The organism is Streptomyces sp. XY006 (genome assembly GCF_002237655.1).
In the GTDB taxonomy this organism is placed as follows: domain Bacteria; phylum Actinomycetota; class Actinomycetes; order Streptomycetales; family Streptomycetaceae; genus Streptomyces; species Streptomyces levis.
The window spans coordinates 65,972-84,089 of record NZ_NOKT01000035.1 but is presented as its reverse complement, the minus strand read 5'-3'; the positions used below and the strand labels follow the sequence as shown (position 1 = coordinate 84,089).

General features: G+C 71.1%; 16 protein-coding genes. 13 read left to right on the top strand and 3 right to left on the bottom strand.

The genetic code is table 11. The features are described from left to right. Positions 1-188 precede the first annotated feature (188 nt). The 11 genes from CHR28_RS32095 (at position 189) to CHR28_RS32045 (ending at position 11,066) form a co-directional block, all read left to right on the top strand. On the top strand, positions 189-482 hold the full coding sequence (locus CHR28_RS32095; protein WP_179272625.1) for a hypothetical protein: 294 nt from the start codon (positions 189-191) through the stop codon (positions 480-482). 45 nt (positions 483-527) lie between these two features. Further along, positions 528-722, top strand: a complete 195-nt coding sequence (locus tag CHR28_RS32090) for a hypothetical protein (RefSeq protein ID WP_094057230.1) — start codon at positions 528-530, stop codon at positions 720-722. 258 nt (positions 723-980) lie between these two features. Beyond that, on the top strand, positions 981-1,262 hold the full coding sequence (gene tatA, locus CHR28_RS32085; RefSeq protein ID WP_094057229.1) for a Sec-independent protein translocase subunit TatA: 282 nt from the start codon (positions 981-983) through the stop codon (positions 1,260-1,262). A gap of 47 nt (positions 1,263-1,309) precedes the next feature. Next, the gene (gene tatC, locus CHR28_RS32080) at positions 1,310-2,272 is read left to right on the top strand and encodes a twin-arginine translocase subunit TatC (RefSeq protein WP_094057228.1); all 963 of its coding nucleotides are present in this window, start codon (positions 1,310-1,312) and stop codon (positions 2,270-2,272) included. Between the two features lie 31 nt (positions 2,273-2,303). Next, positions 2,304-3,194, top strand: a complete 891-nt coding sequence (locus CHR28_RS32075) for a diacylglycerol kinase (protein WP_094057227.1) — start codon at positions 2,304-2,306, stop codon at positions 3,192-3,194. A 56-nt stretch (positions 3,195-3,250) separates the two neighbouring features. Beyond that, positions 3,251-6,097, top strand: a complete 2,847-nt coding sequence (locus CHR28_RS32070) for a DEAD/DEAH box helicase (protein WP_094057226.1) — start codon at positions 3,251-3,253, stop codon at positions 6,095-6,097. 317 nt (positions 6,098-6,414) lie between these two features. Beyond that, entirely contained in the window at positions 6,415-8,058 is a 1,644-nt protein-coding gene (locus CHR28_RS32065) for a sensor histidine kinase (protein ID WP_094057225.1), read from the top strand. Further along, entirely contained in the window at positions 8,055-8,462 is a 408-nt protein-coding gene (locus CHR28_RS32060) for a roadblock/LC7 domain-containing protein (RefSeq protein ID WP_094057224.1), read from the top strand. Before CHR28_RS32065 ends, CHR28_RS32060 begins: the two co-directional genes overlap by 4 nt. Next, positions 8,459-8,863: a DUF742 domain-containing protein gene (locus CHR28_RS32055; protein ID WP_094057223.1), complete on the top strand. Its 405-nt coding sequence runs from the start codon at positions 8,459-8,461 to the stop codon at positions 8,861-8,863. The genes CHR28_RS32060 and CHR28_RS32055 overlap by 4 nt, the downstream gene beginning before the upstream one ends. Further along, positions 8,844-9,464, top strand: coding sequence for a GTP-binding protein (locus tag CHR28_RS32050; RefSeq protein WP_094057222.1), 621 nt, complete (start codon positions 8,844-8,846; stop codon positions 9,462-9,464). Before CHR28_RS32055 ends, CHR28_RS32050 begins: the two co-directional genes overlap by 20 nt. A gap of 63 nt (positions 9,465-9,527) precedes the next feature. Then, entirely contained in the window at positions 9,528-11,066 is a 1,539-nt protein-coding gene (locus tag CHR28_RS32045; protein WP_094057221.1) for a cytochrome P450, read from the top strand. On the opposite strand, the gene CHR28_RS32040 is transcribed toward CHR28_RS32045, so the two are convergent. The 3 genes from CHR28_RS32040 to CHR28_RS32030 form a co-directional block, all read right to left on the bottom strand. Next, entirely contained in the window at positions 11,060-12,088 is a 1,029-nt protein-coding gene (locus CHR28_RS32040; protein WP_094057220.1) for an RluA family pseudouridine synthase, read from the bottom strand. The two genes, CHR28_RS32045 and CHR28_RS32040, sit on opposite strands and share 7 nt — an antisense overlap. A gap of 220 nt (positions 12,089-12,308) precedes the next feature. Continuing rightward, the gene (locus tag CHR28_RS32035; protein ID WP_094057219.1) at positions 12,309-13,151 is read right to left on the bottom strand and encodes a siderophore-interacting protein; all 843 of its coding nucleotides are present in this window, start codon (positions 13,149-13,151) and stop codon (positions 12,309-12,311) included. A gap of 79 nt (positions 13,152-13,230) precedes the next feature. Then, positions 13,231-14,160, bottom strand: a complete 930-nt coding sequence (locus tag CHR28_RS32030) for a 5'-3' exonuclease (protein WP_256984525.1) — start codon at positions 14,158-14,160, stop codon at positions 13,231-13,233. 197 nt (positions 14,161-14,357) lie between these two features. Between CHR28_RS32030 and CHR28_RS32025 the strand changes: the two genes are divergently transcribed. Both CHR28_RS32025 and CHR28_RS32020 read left to right on the top strand, forming a co-directional pair. Continuing rightward, complete coding sequence (locus CHR28_RS32025) at positions 14,358-15,449, top strand: quaternary amine ABC transporter ATP-binding protein (RefSeq protein WP_094057236.1); 1,092 nt, start codon at positions 14,358-14,360, stop codon at positions 15,447-15,449. Continuing rightward, the gene (locus CHR28_RS32020; RefSeq protein WP_094057218.1) at positions 15,442-18,039 is read left to right on the top strand and encodes an ABC transporter permease/substrate binding protein; all 2,598 of its coding nucleotides are present in this window, start codon (positions 15,442-15,444) and stop codon (positions 18,037-18,039) included. The genes CHR28_RS32025 and CHR28_RS32020 overlap by 8 nt, the downstream gene beginning before the upstream one ends. The last annotated feature ends 79 nt before the right edge of the window (positions 18,040-18,118 follow it).

The window sequence follows — 18,118 nt, the reverse complement described above, 5'->3', positions numbered from 1 at the left end:
TGGGGGCCGTCGACGTCCCCGAGCCGGCCGGGCCGCCCGCGGCGCGGGCCGTTCCGGCGGCGCAGGCGGTTCCGGACGGGCCGGGCGGCCGGCGCGAGTGAGCCGAGCCGTCCACCGCGCGGGCAGCCGGGCGAGGCCGCCCGGTCGGGCGGCGCAGGCGAACGACCCGAGAAAGAGGAGCGAGGGCTGTGACCGAGTCGGCGACGTCCGGTGTGCCGGGCATGACGGTGGAGTCCGCGTTCGCCGGGATGAGAAGCGTCTCCCCGGTGGTGTTCCGGGCGGGCTGCCCCGACTGCCGGGAGCGCTTCGAGCTCACCGCGAGCGCCCTGCGCCTGGCCATCGGCGCCACGAGCCGGACGACCTTCTACTCCTTCACCTGCCCGGAGTGCGGGGCGGCCGTCCGCAAGCCGGCGGGGGAGCGGATCGTGGAGCTGCTCACCGGCGGCGGTGTGCGGACGCTGCGGCTCCACTCCACCGTCTAGAGGGTCGCGGCGTCCGGCCCCGCGGCACGGTCTAGGCTCGGCGTCATGTTCTGGCCGATGTTCGCGATCGCTGTGGGTTTCCTGGGTCTCGCCGTGCTGGGGGTGCTCGCCGTGCGGGTGTTCGTGGAGGCACAGCGTCTGGGCAGGCAGGTCACGGACTCGGCGCGCCGGATCAGCCGCGCCGCCGAGGACCTGGAGCGGGCCACGGAGAGCGCCGCCCGGGCGGTGGACGCCTTGTGAGTCGTCGGACAGGCGCCCTTGAGCCGCGTTTTGGGCCACTTCGCCCTGTCACCTCGACGGTTCGGGCAGGTACGCTGCTGGTCGCGACCCGGTTAACGAGGCACTGGTCGCGGACGGGAGTACGCACAGGGGTTGCAGAGGGATTGCCTCACGTTCACCCCCGGGCGTTACGATCGCTGTCGTGACGATCGTTCGGACGTTTGTCCGGCTGGTCGGACAGCACCCCACACAGCCGCCTCGGTGAGAAGGTAAAGACTTATGTTCGGAAGGCTCGGAGCCCCCGAGATCATTCTCATCCTCGTCGTCATCATCCTGCTGTTCGGCGCGAAGAAGCTTCCGGACATGGCTCGGTCGCTGGGCAAGTCGGCCCGCATCCTCAAGAGCGAGGCCAAGGCGATGAAGGACGAGAACAAGTCGTCCACGACCCCGGCCGGCCCGCCCAACGGCGACGAGCCCGCGCAGCGCACCATCCAGGCCGCTCCCGGTGACGTGACCAGCTCGCGCCCGGTCAACGAGCCGACGGACACGACCAAGCGCTGACGCAGGGCCGGTGACCTCCGGCCCGCCGCACGAGATGGGAACGTGGGTTGCTGAAGTCTGCCCGCAAGAAGGAGAGGGACCCCGAGGGGCGGATGCCCCTCGCGGAGCACCTTCGCGAGCTCCGCAACCGGCTCGCCAAGGCGATTCTGGCGATCGTCGTCGTCACGGTCTTCGCCGCCTTCTTCTACAACGACATCATCAACTTGATCACCGAGCCGATCCTCGATTCGGTCGGCTGTGACAAGACCTTCGCGGAACTGGCCAAGTCGCAGGTGGGCACCGAACCCTGTGCCCAGATCACCATCAACGGCCTGCTGACGCCGTTCACGCTGGCCCTGAAGGTGTCCCTGATGGCCGGTGTCGTGCTGGCCTCGCCGGTCTGGCTCTACCAGCTGTGGGCCTTCGTCGCCCCCGGACTGCACCGCCACGAGAAGAAGTACGCCTACGCCTTCGTCGCCACGGGCGCCCCGCTGTTCCTCGTCGGCGCCTACTTCGCGTACACGGTCCTGCCCACCACCGCGAAGGTGCTGCTCGAGTTCACGCCGGGCGGCACGTCCAACCTCCTCCCGCTGGACGACCTGCTCGACCTGGTCATGCGGATGGTGCTCGTCTTCGGCCTCTCCTTCGAGCTGCCGCTGCTGCTGGTCATGCTCAACCTCACCGGCGTGATCACCGGCAAGCGGATGCTCGGCTGGTGGCGCGGCATGATCATGGGCATCACGGTCTTCGCCGCCATCGCCACGCCCAGCACCGACCCGCTGACCATGCTGGCGCTCGCGGCGCCGATCTGGATCCTGTACTTCGCCGCAGTCGCCTTCTCCCTGGTGAACGACCACCGCCGCAGCCGCCGCGAGGCCCTCGGCCCGGCTGACGACGAGGCCTCCGAACTGGACCTCACCCCCGAGGACATCGGCGAGATCGAGCCCGTGACCACCAGCCGGGCCGCCCTGCCCGAGCAGGCGAGCGCCGACCGGACGGAGCGGGTCAACGGTTATGACGACGTGACCTGAGGATCACCGGGCAGCTCGTAAGGTCACTCTCGTGACCAGCGAGATCACCCTCTTCGTCAACCCCACCGCGGGCCGCGGCCGGGGCGCCCGCGCGGCGCAGCCGGCCGCTTCCGCGTTGCGGGCGGCCGGCTTCTCGGTGCGTACCGTCGTGGGGGAGGACGCCGACGACGCCCTCGTCCGCGCCCGTGCCGCCGTCGAGGGCGGCACCGGGGCGCTGATCGCCGTCGGCGGCGACGGCATGGCCGGCCTCGCGCTGCGGGCGGTCGCGGGCACACGCACCCCGCTCGGCCTGGTCGCGGCCGGCACCGGCAACGACTTCGCCCGCGCCCTCGGCCTGCCCGTGCGCCGGCCGGACGCGGCGGGCCGCATGATCGCCGACGCCCTCAGGTGCGACCGCATCCGGGACGTCGACCTCGGCCGGGTCGGCGACCGCTGGTTCGGCACGGTCCTCGCCTCCGGCTTCGACTCCCGCGTCAACGACCGGGGCAACCGTATGCGCCGCCCCGCCGGACGGCTGAAGTACGACCTGGCGATGATCGCCGAACTGGCCGCGTTCCGGCCCCTTCCGTACCGCATCCGGCTCGACGACGGCGAGGTGCGCGAGATCGAGGCCACCCTCGTGGCCGTCGGCAACGGCTCCTCCTACGGCGGCGGCATGCGGATCTGCCCCGGCGCCGACCTGACCGACGGGCTGTTCGACATCACCGTGGTCGGCGACTGCAGCCGTGCGACGCTGCTGCGGGTGTTCCCGAGGGTGTACCGGGGCACGCACGTCGACCACCCGAAGGTGACCGTGGTGCGCGCGGCCCGGGTCGAGATCGCCGCCGAGGACGTCACCGGCTACGCCGACGGGGAGCCGCTCGGCCCGCTGCCGCTGACGGCGCGCTGCGTGCGCGGGGGCGTGCGGGTCGTCGGCCCCTGAGGTCCGCCGCCCCTGAGCTGCGCCGATCCCGGGTTTGCCGGGAGCGGATCCGGATAATGATCGTCCTGTTGTCAGTGCGGCCCGGTACGCTCGAAAGCACGATGACAGAGGACCTCTCACCGGCCGAGCGGTACGCGGCAGCCCGCAAGCGCGCTGCCGAGCAGGCCACCGCGCTCGCCTCCTTCCGCGAGATGTACGACTTCGGCCTCGACCCCTTCCAGATCGAGGCCTGCCAGGCGCTCGAAGCGGGGAAGGGCGTGCTGGTGGCCGCGCCCACCGGCTCCGGCAAGACGATCGTCGGCGAGTTCGCCGTCCACCTCGCCCTCCAGCAGGGCAAGAAGTGCTTCTACACGACACCCATCAAGGCGCTGTCGAACCAGAAGTACGCCGACCTGTGCCGCCGCTACGGCACGGACAAGGTGGGCCTGCTCACCGGCGACAACAGCGTCAACTCCGACGCCCCGGTGGTCGTGATGACCACCGAGGTGCTGCGGAACATGCTGTACGCCGGTTCCCAGACCCTCCTGGGCCTCGGCTACGTGGTCATGGACGAGGTGCACTACCTCTCCGACCGGTTCCGGGGCGCCGTCTGGGAAGAGGTGATCATCCACCTGCCCGAGTCGGTCACGCTGGTCTCGCTCTCGGCGACCGTGTCGAACGCCGAGGAGTTCGGCGACTGGCTCGACACGGTCCGCGGCGACACCGAGGTGATCGTCTCCGAGCACCGGCCGGTGCCGCTGTTCCAGCACGTGCTGGCCGGCCGGCGGATGTACGACCTCTTCGAGGAGGGCGAGGGCCACAAGAAGGCCGTCAACCCCGACCTGACGCGCATGGCGCGCATGGAGGCGAGCCGGCCGTCGTACCAGGACCGCCGGCGCGGCCGGCTGCGCGAGGCCGACCGCGAGCGTGAGCGCAGGCAGCGGTCCCGGGTGTGGACGCCCAGCCGGCCCGAGGTCATCGAGCGGCTCGACGCCGAGGGGCTGCTGCCCGCCATCACCTTCATCTTCAGCCGCGCCGCCTGCGAGGCCGCCGTCCAGCAGTGCCTGTACGCGGGCCTGCGGCTCAACGACGAGGAGGCGCGGCAGCGGGTCCGCTCCCTCGTGGAGGAGCGCACGGCGTCCATCCCGCGCGAGGACCTGCACGTCCTGGGCTACTACGAGTGGCTGGAGGGTCTGGAGCGCGGCATCGCCGCCCACCACGCGGGCATGCTGCCGACCTTCAAGGAGGTCGTCGAGGAGCTGTTCGTCCGCGGCCTGGTCAAGGCCGTGTTCGCGACCGAGACCCTCGCCCTCGGCATCAACATGCCCGCCCGCTCGGTGGTCCTGGAGAAGCTCGTCAAGTGGAACGGCGAGCAGCACGCGGACATCACCCCGGGCGAGTTCACCCAGCTGACGGGCCGGGCCGGGCGGCGCGGCATCGATGTCGAGGGCCACGCGGTGGTGCTGTGGCAGCGCGGGATGAACCCCGAGCACCTGGCCGGTCTCGCGGGCACGCGCACGTACCCGCTGCGCTCCAGCTTCAGGCCGTCGTACAACATGGCGGTCAACCTGGTCGAGCAGTTCGGCCGGCACCGCTCGCGCGAGCTGCTGGAGACGTCCTTCGCGCAGTTCCAGGCGGACAAGTCGGTCGTCGGGATCTCGCGGCAGGTGCAGCGCAACGAGGAGGGTCTGGAGGGCTACAAGGCCTCCATGACCTGCCACCTCGGCGACTTCGAGGAGTACGCGCGGCTGCGCCGCGAGCTGAAGGACCGGGAGAACGAACTGGCCCGGCAGGGCGCGGCACAGCGGCGCGCGGAGGCCGCCGTCGCGCTGGAGAAGCTCAAGCCGGGTGACGTCATCCACGTGCCCACCGGCAAGTACGCCGGCCTGGCGCTGGTGCTGGACCCGGGCCTGCCCGCGGGCCGTTCGAACGGCCACCGCGGCTTCGACCACCACGACGGGCCGCGTCCGCTGGTGCTGACCGCCGAGCGGCAGGTGAAGCGGCTGGCCTCCATCGACTTCCCGGTCCCCGTCGAGCCGTTGGAGCGGATGCGGATCCCGAAGTCCTTCAACCCCCGCTCCCCGCAGTCCCGCCGGGATCTGGCGTCGGCGCTGCGCACCAAGGCCGGGCACATCCCCGCCGACCGGCACCGCAAGCGGCGCTCCCAGGCGGCGGACGACCGCGAGATCGCCCGGCTGCGGACCGAGCTGCGCGCGCATCCGTGCCACGGGTGCAGCGACCGGGAGGACCACGCCCGCTGGGCCGAGCGGTACCACCGGCTGCTGCGGGACACCTCGCAGCTGGAGCGGCGGATCGAGGGCCGCACGAACACCATCGCCCGGACGTTCGACCGTATCGTCGCGCTGCTGACCGAGCTGGACTACCTGCGCGCCGACGAGGTCACCGAGCACGGCAAGCGGCTCGCGCGGCTGTACGGCGAGCTGGACCTGCTCGCGAGCGAGTGCCTGCGCGAGGGCGTCTGGGAGGGGCTCGGCCCGGCCGAACTGGCCGGATGCGTCTCCGCGTTGGTGTACGAGGCGCGTGTCGGGGACGACGCGATGGCGCCGAAGCTGCCGACGGGCAAGGCCAAGGCCGCGCTGGGCGAGATGGTGCGGATCTGGGGCCGGCTGGACGCGCTGGAGGAGGAGTTCCGGATCACCCAGACCGAAGGGGTCGGGCAGCGCGAGCCCGATCTCGGCTTCGCCTGGCCCGCCTACATGTGGGCCTCCGGGAAGGGGCTCGACGAGGTGCTGCGCGAGGCGGAGATGCCCGCGGGGGACTTCGTGCGGTGGTGCAAGCAGGTCATCGACGTGCTGGGGCAGATCGCGGCGGCGGCGCCGCAGGGGTCCTCCGTCGTGAAGAACGCGCGCAAGGCCGTCGATCTGTTGCTGCGGGGCGTCGTCGCCTACTCGTCGGTGGGGTGACCGCACCCGCCTCGTACTGAAGTCCATTCACCCGTCACGGTGAGTGGGCTTTCGTATGTCTGTTCGTGGCTACGGTGCGCATTCGAATGGTGTCGCAGCGTGTAAACGAGCGAGCCTACTATCCCTCCGTGTCCGCTTTCAGGCGCTTGCTAAGTATGACACGGCGATGATCCGGTCGGACTAAGCTCGCCCGCAGCGCACCGGCTTGAGGTGAATTCGTGCGCTTGTTCCCCCATGTGTGGAAAGTCCGACAGTCTCATGACCTACCCCTCTGCACGTTCCCCTGAACCCCAGCCGACTTCTGTCAGAAGGCCTACATGGTGAGTGTTCAATCCCCCCCTGTCCGCGGTGAACGTCCCTACGCCCGCCTGCTGTTGCTGCCCGCCATAGCGATGGCCGCGGCGACCGGAGCCGCCGTCGCCCTGGTGTCGGCGCCGGCCCGGCCCGCCGTCGGCTGGGTGGGTGGCATCGCCACCGTGCTGGTCATCGCCATGACGGTGGTGGCGGTGCGCCGCGGCCGTGCGCTGCGCAGGCAGCAGGGTGAGCACGCCCGGCACAGCGCGTCTCTGGAACAGCGGATCGCCGCCCACGAAAGGGAGTTCCTCCGGTTCTCCCGGGAGATCTTCCCCGCCGCGCTCAACCTGCTGCACACCGGAGAATCCCCCAGAGAGGCGATTCGCAAGCTGGGCCTCGCGCACCCCGAGTACCGCGACCTGCCCGCGCCGCTGCACGAGACGCTCCTGACGGCCCTGAAGATCGTCGACCACGAAGTGGTCATGCGGGACGCCGCGGCGCGGTCCTTCGTCAGTGTCGCCCGCCGTGTGCAGGCGATCATCCACCAGCAGGCCCAGGAACTCAGGGAGATGGAGGAGGACCACGGCCGCAACCCCGAGGTCTTCGACGACCTGCTGCGCATCGACCACGGCAACGCGCTGATCGGCCGCCTCGCCGACTCCGTCTCCGTCCTCGGCGGCGGCCGCCCCGGTCGCCAGTGGCCCGAGCCGGTCTCGCTCTACAGCACGCTGCGCGGCGCCATGTCCCGCATCCTGGAGTACCGGCGCATCCAGCTGGCCTCCATCGCCAAGGTCAGCGTCAAGGGCATCTACGTCGAGCCGGTCATCCACGCCGCCGCCGAGCTCCTCGACAACGCCACGCGCTACTCGCCGCCCCAGACCAAGGTCCACGTCACCGCCACCGAGGTGCAGACCGGCGTCTGCATCGAGATCGAGGACGGCGGCGTCAACCTCAACGAGGAGGCCCGGACCCGGATCGAGGGCATGCTGGAGGCCGCCAAGGCGGGCGTCGACCTCCAGGACATCGGCGAGCACCCGCGCCTGGGCCTGGCCGTCGTCGGCCGGCTGTGCACGGCGTACAACATGGAGGTCTCGCTGCGCGCCTCCGCCTACGGCGGGGTCCGGGCCATCCTCATCGTGCCGAGCGAGATGATCACCCACGCGCCCGGTGTGGGACTCGCCCACGGCATCGGCGCCACCGGCATCCCCATGACGGTCGGCATCCCCGAGGGGCCGAAGCGCGCCCCGAAGAGGCGCCGCCCCACCATGCCGAAGATCCCGGCCACGGTCTCGCTGGAGGACGACGACGTCCCCGAGGTCACCGAGTGGACGGCCAACGGCCTGCCGCAGCGCCGCAGCCGGGTGAAGATGCCGCTCGCCGAGCGACTCGCCCAGCAGGCCGCCTACGAGAAGGAGGACCGGGAGGCCGAGGAACGGGGCGAGTACAACCCCTGGGCCGCGGCCAAGGAGCCCGAGGTGCCGCCCCTGCGGGACATGAGCGCTCCCGACGCCCCCGGCAAGGGTCTGGAGGCCTTCTGGGAGGGGCTCAAGCAGGGCATCGAGCCCGGCACCCACCCGACCGACTTCATCCGCAACCCCACCAAGTACCTGCACCTGCTCAATGACCCGGCCCCGACCGAGGCCGATGACGAGGGGGACCTCAAGTGATCCAGCAGCGAGGCAACTTCGACTGGATGCTCAAGCAACTCGCCGACGGCGTGCCGGGCATCGAGATGATCGTGGTGCTCTCGGCCGACGGCCTGCGCATCGCCCGCTACGGCGGCGAGCCCGACGCGGCCGACCGGGTCGCCGCGGCCTGCGCCGGCCTGCAGTCCCTGGCCGGCAGCGTCTGCCAGGAACTCAGCGTCGGCGACGGGGAGATGAAGCTCGTCATGATCGAGATCGACCGCGGCTACTTCTACCTGATGAACGCCGGCGCCAACGCCTTCCTCGCGGTCCTCTCCGACGTGCGGTGCGAACCGGGCCGGATGAGCGCGATGATGCGCGACCTCGTCGTCCGGATCGGCGGCCACCTGACCAGTCCGCCCCGGCGAAACGGGCAGATCGTATGACCCCTCCGCAACGCCAGCGGCGCAGCCCCGCACCCGAGCCGCCCCCGCAGCCCGCCCAGGAGGGCGAGGGCAAGGTCAGGAATCCCGAGCGGATGTACGTGGTGGCCGGCCCGGACGGCGAACGCGCCGAGCTCGACCTGGTGACGTTAATCGTGGCGCGTGCCGCGGACCCGCCGCCCTCCGCCTCCCCCGAGCAGGCGGCGCTGCTCCGGCTCTGCGCCGCCCCGCTGTCCGTGGCCGAGCTGTCGGCCTACCTCCACCTGCCGTTCAGCGCGATGGGCGTGCTGCTCACCGAGATGCTGACGGCGGAACTGGTACAGGCACGCGCCCCCATCGTCCGCAAGGCGCGTTCCGACCGGTCCCTTCTCGAAGCGGTGATGAATGGACTTCAACGGCTCTGACACCATCCCGGGCCCCCGGGCCGAGGACCAGCTGCCCCACACGGCGCAGGCCGCGGCCAAGATCGTGATCGTGGGTGGCTTCGGCGTCGGCAAGACGACCATGGTCGGCTCCGTCAGCGAGATCACACCGCTGACCACCGAGGAGACCATGACGCAGGCCGGCATCGGTGTCGACGACAACTTCGGCTCCGCGTCCAAGACGGCCACCACCGTCGCCATGGACTTCGGGCGCATCAGCATCACCGAGCAGCTCGTGCTCTACCTCTTCGGCACGCCCGGACAGCAGCGCTTCTGGTTCCTGTGGAACGGCCTGTTCGAGGGCGCGCTCGGCGCGGTGGTCCTGGTCGACACCCGCCGGCTGGAGGTCAGCTTCGACGTCATGGGGCGCCTGGAGGAGCGCGGCGTGCCCTTCGTGGTCGCCATCAACACCTTCCCCGACGCGCCCCGTTACGACATCGAGGAACTGCGCACGGCCCTCGACCTCACCCCGGACATCCCGATCATGGAGTGCGACGCCCGCCGCCGCGCCTCCAGCCGGGACGTCCTGATGACGCTGATGCGGTTCCTGCACTCGCTCGCCATGCAGGGCGCGCACACCTGATCCCGCCCCACCCCCCGACCCACCTCCCCCCCCAGACACCTGGAAAGTTTCGGAGCGACCACTGTGACGCCTGAATCCCACGCCCCGACCGGTACGGACCGGCCCCGGCTCGATCCGCCCCCCGGCTGCCCCGCGCACGGCCTCGGGCCCGGAGGGCTGCACCGGCTGCACGAGTCGGAGGACCTGGGAACGCTGTACGAGAAGCTGCGGGAGGAACACGGCCCCGTCGCGCCCGTGCTGCTCCACGACGACGTACCGATCTGGATCGTCCTCGGCCACACCGAGAACCTGCACATGGTGCGCTCGCCCTCGCAGTTCTGCCGGGACAGCCGCATCTGGACCCCGCTGCGGGAGGGGCTGGTCAAGCCCGACCACCCCCTGATGCCGCACATCGCCTGGCAGCCCATCGCCTCGCACGCCGAGGGCGACGAGCACAAGCGGCTGCGCGGAGCGGTCATGGGCGCCATCTCGACCATCGACTTCCGCAGTCTGCGGCGCTACATCAACCGCAGCACCCAGGTCATCGTCAACCGCTTCTGCGAGCGGGGCGAGGCCGATCTCGTCGGCCAGTTCACCGAGCACCTGCCGATGGCCGTGATGTGCGAGATCCTCGGCATGCCCGACGAGTACAACGACCGGCTCGTGGAGTGCGCGCGCGACGCGCTCAAGGGCACCGAGACCGCCATCGCCAGCCACACGTACGTCATGGAGACGCTGAGCCGGCTCACCGCCCGGCGCCGCGCCCAGCCGGAGGAGGACCTCGCCAGCTACCTGATCACGCACCCGGCGCGGCTGACCGACGACGAGGTCAGGGAGCACCTGCGGCTGGTCCTCTTCGCCGCCTACGAGGCCACCACGAACCTGCTGTCCAACGTGCTGCTGACGGTGCTGATCGACCCCCGCTTCCGGGCCCAGCTCAATGGCGGCCAGATGACGGTGCCGGAGGCGGTGGAGCAGTCCCTGTGGAACGAGCCGCCGTTCAGCACGGTCTTCGCGTACTTCGCCAAGCAGGAGACGGAACTGGGCGGGCAGCGCATCCGCCGCGGTGACGGACTGCTGTTCGCCCCGCTGCCGGCCAACGTGGACCCCCGGGTGCGGCCGGACCTGAAGGCCAGCATGCAGGGCAACCGGTCCCACCTGGCGTTCGGCGGCGGGCCGCACGAGTGCCCGGGTCAGGACATCGGCCGTTCCATCGCCGACGTCGGCGTGGACGCGCTGCTGCTGCGGCTGCCGGACGTCGAACTCGACTGCGACCAGGACGAGTTGCGCTGGACGGCGTCCATCGCCTCGCGGCATCTGGTGGAGCTGCCCGTGCAGTTCGCGCCCAAGCCGCCGCAGGACGTGTCGGAGACGCCGCACCACAAGGCGGTGCCCACGCAGCGTTCCGACTGGCAGATCAGCATCTCGCAGTCGGATCCGAAGCCCGCCGCCCCGGCGGCCGCGCAACCCCAGCCGCAGCCCCAGCCCCAGCCCCAACCGCAGCCCGAGCCGGTTCTCGTGCAGCCGCAGCCCGTTCCGGTGCCCCCGCCGCCCGCGGCCGGGGAGCCGGTACGGCGGAAGGGCGCCTGGCAGCGTTTCCTGCTCTGGTGGCGCGGTTACTGACCGTCCCGCGGGCCGTCGTACGCCCCGGCGGCCCACCGGTCGTACGACGCCCAGGCGGTGAGCACCCGGCCGCTGCAGAACCGGTGCTCCCCGCCCGTGACCGGGTCGGTGAACTCCAGCGCCCGGGCCAGCAGTTGCAGCGGCCGCCGGAAGTCACCGGCCGGCACGGGTCCCGTCACCTCGGGGTAGAGCGGGTCGCCGAGGATCGGCACGCCCAGCGCGGTCATGTGGACCCGCAGCTGGTGGGTCTGCCCGGTGGCGGGGACCAGCCGGTACCGGCCCAGGGGGCCGGTACCCTCCGCGGCGGCTTCCGCCGGGCGGTGTCCGAGGAGTTCCACGCGCGGGCGGTGCCCGAGGAGTTCCACGCGGCTCTCCGCGTTGGGCTCGCCCGGCACCTCCCGGGCGGTCAGCACGCCGCGCTCCTTGACGATCCGGCTGCGCACGGTGCGGTGCAGGGCCAGGGCGGGGTCGTACGGGGCGACGGCCTCGTACTCCTTGCGGACCCGCCGGTCGCGGAACAGCGTCTGGTACGCGCCGCGTTCCTCGGGGCGCACGGTGAACAGCACGAGCCCCGCGGTGAGCCGGTCCAGCCGGTGTGCGGCGCTGAGCGTCGGGAGGTCCAGTTCCCGGCGGAGCCGGGCCAGGGCGGTCTCGGCGACGTGGCCGCCACGCGGGGTGGTGGCGAGGAAGTGGGGCTTGTCCGCGACGACGATGTGCTCGTCCCGGTACACGACCTCCAGCGGGAACGGCACCGGCACCTCGGCGGGCAGTTCGCGGTGGAACCACACGAACATCCCGGGCACGTAGGGGGCGTCCGGCGCGACGGGCCGGCCGTCCGCCCCGACGATCAGGCCCGCGTCGAACATGCCGTCGACGGTTCCGGCGCCCGCCCCGCTCAGCCGCTCGACCAGATGCTCGCGGACGGTGGCCCACGAGCCCGTGGCGGGCAGCCGCACCCGCACCGGGTCCACGCCGTGGCGCTGCGGCAGGGGAGAGGGCGGGGTGCGGGTCTTGCGTCTCATCGCGGCCCAGCGTACGAGGCCCGGCGGGCCGCCGAAATCGCTGGGGGGCCGTCGATGGCGAGTGCATCTGCACGCACGGGTGCGCTGGGACTGAGCAACCGTATGGCACGGGGGAAGGACGCGGCGTTCGGGGCGGAACGTCACGCGGCGTGCGCGGCGAGGTTCCCCACGCGACGGCCCGTGCGGCGGCGTCACGCGATGGCCGGTGCGCCAAAGGGGCTCAGGCGGCGGGGGCCTTCTCCTGTTCCGCCTCGATGCGGGCGTTCCACTCCCGCTTGGAGGCCTGCCAGCCGTCCTCGTTGTGGCCGAGCCGCCAGTAGCCGGAGATCGACAGGTCCTCGCGCGGGATGCCGCGCTCGACCCGCAGCAGCCGGCGCAGTTCCTTCACGAAGTGCGCCTCGCCGTGGACGAAGGCCTGCACCCGTCCGGCCGGGAAGTCCAGGTTCCGCACGGCCTCCACCAGCGCCTCGCCGAGCGGCCGGGCACCGCGGTGCAGCCAGACGACCTCCACATCGGAGTCGATCTTCTGCTCCTCCTCGGGGCCGGAGATCTCCACGAAGGCATACGCCGTGGCCCCGCGCGGCAGCGACTCCAGGGCGCAGGCGATCGCGGGCAGCGCGCTCTCGTCCCCGACGAGCAGATGCCAGTCGGCCTCCGGGTCCGGCGCGTAGGCCCCGCCCGGTCCCATGAACAGCACCGTCTCGCCCGGCTGGACCCGCGCCGCCCACGGGCCGGCCAGGCCCTCGTCCCCGTGGATCACGAAGTCCAGCGTCAGCTCACGGTGCTCGGCGTCCCACTGCCGCACCGTGTACGTCCGGGTCACCGGCCACTGTTCGCGCGGCAGCTCGTCACGGACGCGCTGCAGGTCGAAAGGTTCCGGGTAGGTCACGCCCTCGGGCGGGAACAGCAGCTTCACATAGTGATCGGTGCACGTGTCCGCCGCGAAGTCGGCGAGGCCCTCACCGCCGAGCACCACACGCTGCATGTGCGGGGTCAGCCGCTCGGTGCGGACGACCTGAGCGGAGTGCGGCTTGCGCGGCTGGCGTCCGGGTCGCTCTGCCATGAGGACCTCCCTGTCTCGCATAGTTAGGGTTACCTAAGTTAGCACCCCGCCCCCGCTTCACACCTCTCCGGCACGAAGGTCACGCCCCGAGCGTCGTCAACAGACGCTCCAGCGACCCGCCCAGTCCCCAGCGGGCCGCCAGCGCCTCCAGCGCCGCCGGGTCACGGGGGGCCCGCGGCAACGCCGTCGAGACCTCCGGGAGCGGCACGTCGTCCGCGACCCGGACCACCTTCGGCGCGACCGCGAGATACGGGCGTGCCTCGTCCAGCCGCCTGCGCTGCGTCGGCGTCAGCTTCGACCGCCGGTCCTCGACCGCCGCCAGGATCCCGGCCAGGTCCCCGTACTCGGCGAGGAGCTTGGCGGCCGTCTTCTCACCGACGCCCGGCACTCCCGGCAGGCCGTCGCTGGGGTCGCCCCGCAGCAGGGCCAGATCCGCGTACCCCTTCCCGTCGACCCCATACTTCGCACGCAGCACCGCCTCATCGGTGAGCTGCAGGGTGCCCACGCCCTTCAGCGGGTAGAGCACGCGCACCCCGCGCGCGTCGTCCACCAGCTGGTACAGGTCGCGGTCGCCCGTGACGATGTCGACCGGGCCCTCGGCCCGCGCGGTGAACGTGCCGATCACGTCGTCCGCCTCGTACCCCGCGACGCCCACGCGGGCGATGCCCACCGCGTCCAGCACGGCCTCGATCACCGGCACCTGCGGCGACAGGGTGTCGGGCACCTCCTCCTCGTCCGGGCCGGCCGCGTGCTCCTCGGCGACGCGGTGGGCCTTGTAGGAGGGGATGAGCTCCACCCGCCACTGCGGCCGCCAGTCCGCGTCCATGCAGGCCACCAGGGCGTCCGGGCGATGGTCCTTGACCAGGCGGTCGATGAAGTCGAGCAGGCCGCGCACGGCGTTCACCGGTGTGCCGTCCGGTGCCCTGACCGACTCGGGCACGCCGAAGTAGGCGCGGAAGTACAGGGAGGCGGTGTCGAGGAGCATCAGTCGTCCGGTCACGCCACGCATCATGCCGCACGCCACCGACAGCCGGTCGCCGCTGCGCAACGCGTTGCGCCCTGCGCGTCCTGTGTGAACCGTCCCACCTTTCCGTTTGCCAAACGGGATCGGGGGGAGGCGCGGCCCCGGAGCGAGGCTGGTTGCGCATTTCAACTGTTTGCGCCCGGCCCTCGCTCCGTTCTGTTGCCAACGAAACAGAGGTGCACGTGTCAGCGACCCTTCAGGCGGAGAGCCTGTACAAAGTGTTCGGCAGGAGACCGGAACGGGCGGTCGAGCGGCTGCGCGAGGGAGCCGGCCGGGAGGACCTGCGCGCCGAGGGCACGACCGCCGCGGTGATCGACGCCTCCTTCACCGTCGAACCGGGCCAGATCTTCGTCGTCATGGGGCTGTCGGGCTCCGGCAAGTCCACCCTGCTGCGCATGCTGAACGGCCTGCTCGAACCGACCGCGGGACACGTGCGCTTCGACGGCCAGGACCTGACCGCGCTGAGCGGGCGCGAGCTGCGCGAGGTCCGCTCCAGGAAGATCAGCATGGTGTTCCAGCACTTCGCGCTCTTCCCGCACCGCAGCGTCCGCGAGAACGCCGCCTACGGTCTGGAAGTGCAGGGCGTGCCCCGCGCCGAGCGCGAACGCCGCGCCGACGAGGCGCTCGCCCTGTGCGGCCTGGCCGGCTGGGAGAAGTCCTGGCCCGACGAGCTGTCCGGCGGCATGCAGCAGCGCGTCGGCCTCGCCCGGGCCCTGGCCACGGACGCCGACCTGCTGCTGATGGACGAGTCCTTCAGCGCCCTGGACCCGCTGATCCGCCGGGACATGCAGGACCAGCTGCTGGAACTCCAGCAGAAGCTCAAGAAGACGATCGTCTTCATCACGCACGACCTGAACGAGGCCATGCGCCTGGGCGACCGCATCGCCGTCATGCGCGACGGCCGCATCGTCCAGAACGGCACCGCCCAGGACATCCTGCTGCGGCCCGCCGACGACTACGTCGCCTCCTTCACCCAGGACGTCGACCGCTCCCGCGTGCTGACCGCCGGCGAGCTCATGGACCCCTCGGTCACCGCCGAGGACCCCGGCTGCCACTGCGAGACCGCCACACCGGACACCGCGTTCACCGAGCTGTGCGCGATCAGCGCCCGGCTCACCCACCCCGTCGCGGTCGTCGACGCGGACAACCGGCAGCTCGGCGTCGTCCCCCGGCAGCGCCTGGTCGGCTTCCTCGGCGACGCGGAGGACACCGCCCCGCGGCCCTGCGACTCCCCGCGCGACAAGGGCGGAGAGAAGGTGACCGCCCGTGCCTAGGATCCCGCTCGGCACCTGGGTCAACGACGCGGTCGACTGGCTCACCACCCACATGGCGTGGCTGTTCGACTTCTGCAAGACCGTCTTCCTCGGCCTCTACGACGGCATCAACGCCGTCCTCCAGGCCCCCGAACCGCTGCTCCTCGCGGGCATCTTCGCCGTCATCGCCTTCTGGCTGCGCGGCACCCTCGCCGGCCTCCTCGCCTTCGCCGGATTCGCGTTCATCGACTCCCTCGGACTGTGGGAGAACGCGATGATCACCCTGGCGCTCGTCCTGGTGGCGACGGTCATCGCCCTGGTGATCGCCCTGCCCCTGGGCATCTGGGCGGCCCGCTCGGACCGCGTCAGCGGTCTGGTCCGGCCCGTGCTGGACTTCATGCAGACGCTGCCCGCGATGATCTACCTCATCCCGGCGATCCTGTTCTTCGGCACCGGCGCCCCCGCGGGCATCGTCGCCACCCTGATCTTCGCGCTCGCCCCGGGCGTGCGCATGACCGAGCTGGGCATCCGGCAGGTCGACAAGGAACTCGTCGAGGCGGCCGAGGCGTTCGGCACCTCGCCCCGCAACACGCTGCTGCGCGTCCAGCTCCCGCTCGCCCTGCCCACCGTCATGGCCGGCGTCAACCAGGTCATCATGCTGGGCCTGTCCATGGCCGCGATCGCCGGCATGGTCGGCACCGGCGGCCTCGGCGGCGACGTCAACGAGGCCATCGGCCAGCTCAACGTCGGGCTGGGCTCCGAGGCCGGCGTCGCCATCGTGATCCTGGCCATCTACCTGGACCGCATGACCAGCGCGCTCGGCACCCAGGTCTCCCCGCTCGGACGCCGCGCCGCCGCCCGGCTGCGCGCCGCCCAGGGGCTGAAGATCTGGTCGTACCGGCCGCGCCCGGCCGTCGCCGTGATCGGCGTCGTCGTCCTCGCGCTCGCCGCGGGCGGCATGGGCGTCCTCGGCGGCACCGGCACTCAGGCCGCGGCGAACGGCAAGGACGTCGGACAGGGCAAGAAGATCAGCATCGGCTACATCCCCTGGGACGAGGGCGTCGCCTCCACGTTCCTGTGGAAGGAGGTCCTGGAGCAGCGCGGCTACGAGGTCGAGGCCAAGCAGTTCGACGCGGGCCCGCTGTACACCTCCCTCGCCCAGGGCGACGTCGACTTCCAGACCGACGCGTGGCTGCCCACGACCCACGCCCAGTACTGGAAGAAGTACGGCGAGCAGCTCGACGACCTCGGCGCCTGGTACGACAAGACGTCCCTGGAGCTCTCCGTGCCCTCCTACATGAAGGGCATCGACTCCCTGGCCGACCTCAAGGGCAAGGCCTCCGAGTTCGGCGGCAAGATCACCGGCATCGAGTCCAGCGCCGGCGAGATGGCCCTGCTGAAGAGCAAGGTCCTCAAGGAGTACGGCCTCGACAAGGAGTACGAGGTCGTCGACAGCTCCACGCCCGCGATGCTGGCCGAGCTCAAGCGCGCGTACGCCCAGAAGAAGCCGATCGTCGTCACGCTCTGGTCGCCGCACTGGGCGTACAACGACTACGACCTCAGGAAGCTGAAGGACCCGAAGGGCGCCTGGGGCGAGGGCGACGGCGTGCACACCCTGTCCCGCAAGGGCTTCGCCGACGACGACCCGACGGTCGCCGGATGGCTGAAGGACTTCGAGATGAGCGAGAAGGAGCTCACCAGCCTCGAAGCCGAGATCAACAAGGCGGGCAAGGGCAAGCAGCAGGACGCCGCCCGCGCCTGGCTGAAGCAGCACCCCGGGTACGCCGACAAGATGGCCCCGGTGGAGAACGCCGCGCCCGCCGAGGCCGCCCGGCCGCTGGACGTGGCCTGGTTCCCCTGGGACGAGGACATCGCCGTCACCTACCTGTGGAAGAACGTCCTGGAGCGGCGCGGCTACCGGCTGAACCTCAAGCAGATGGACGTCGGCCCGGTCTACACGGGTCTGGCCTCGGGCGACCTCGACCTCAACTTCGACGCCTGGCTGCCCCACGCCCAGAAGAACTACTGGGACAAGAACAAGGACCGGCTCAAGGACCTCGGCACCTGGTACGAACCGACCTCCCTGGAGATCGCCGTGCCGTCCTACGTGAAGGGCGTCGACTCCCTGGCGGACCTCAAGGGCAAGTCCGGCACCTTCAAGGGGAAGATCATCGGCATCGAGCCGGGCACCGGCGAGATGGACCTGGCGAAGAACAAGGTCCTGCCCGCCTACGGCCTGGACGAGGAGTACGAGGTCGTCGACGGCTCCACCCCGGCCATGCTGGCCGAGCTGAAGCGCGCCTACGCCAAGAAGGAACCGATCGCCGTCACCCTGTGGTCGCCGCACTGGGCGTACAGCGACTACGAGCTGACCAAGCTGAAGGACCCGAAGAAGGCCTTCGGCAACACGATCCGCACCATCTCCCACGAGAAGTTCCCCGAGCAGTACCCGCAGCTCACGAAGTGGATCAAGAACTTCAGGATGAGCGAGGACGAGCTCGGCAGTCTGGAGAGCGAGATCAAGGACCGCGGCCAGGGCCACGAGGAAGAGGCCGTTGCCGCGTGGCTGGAGCGGCACCCGGACATGGTGAACCGGATGACACCGCAGTAGGGTTCCGGGGTGGGACGCGCGACACGCCCGCGTCCCGCCCCGCACCCCCGGATCCACGATCAGGATCCGGACAACCACA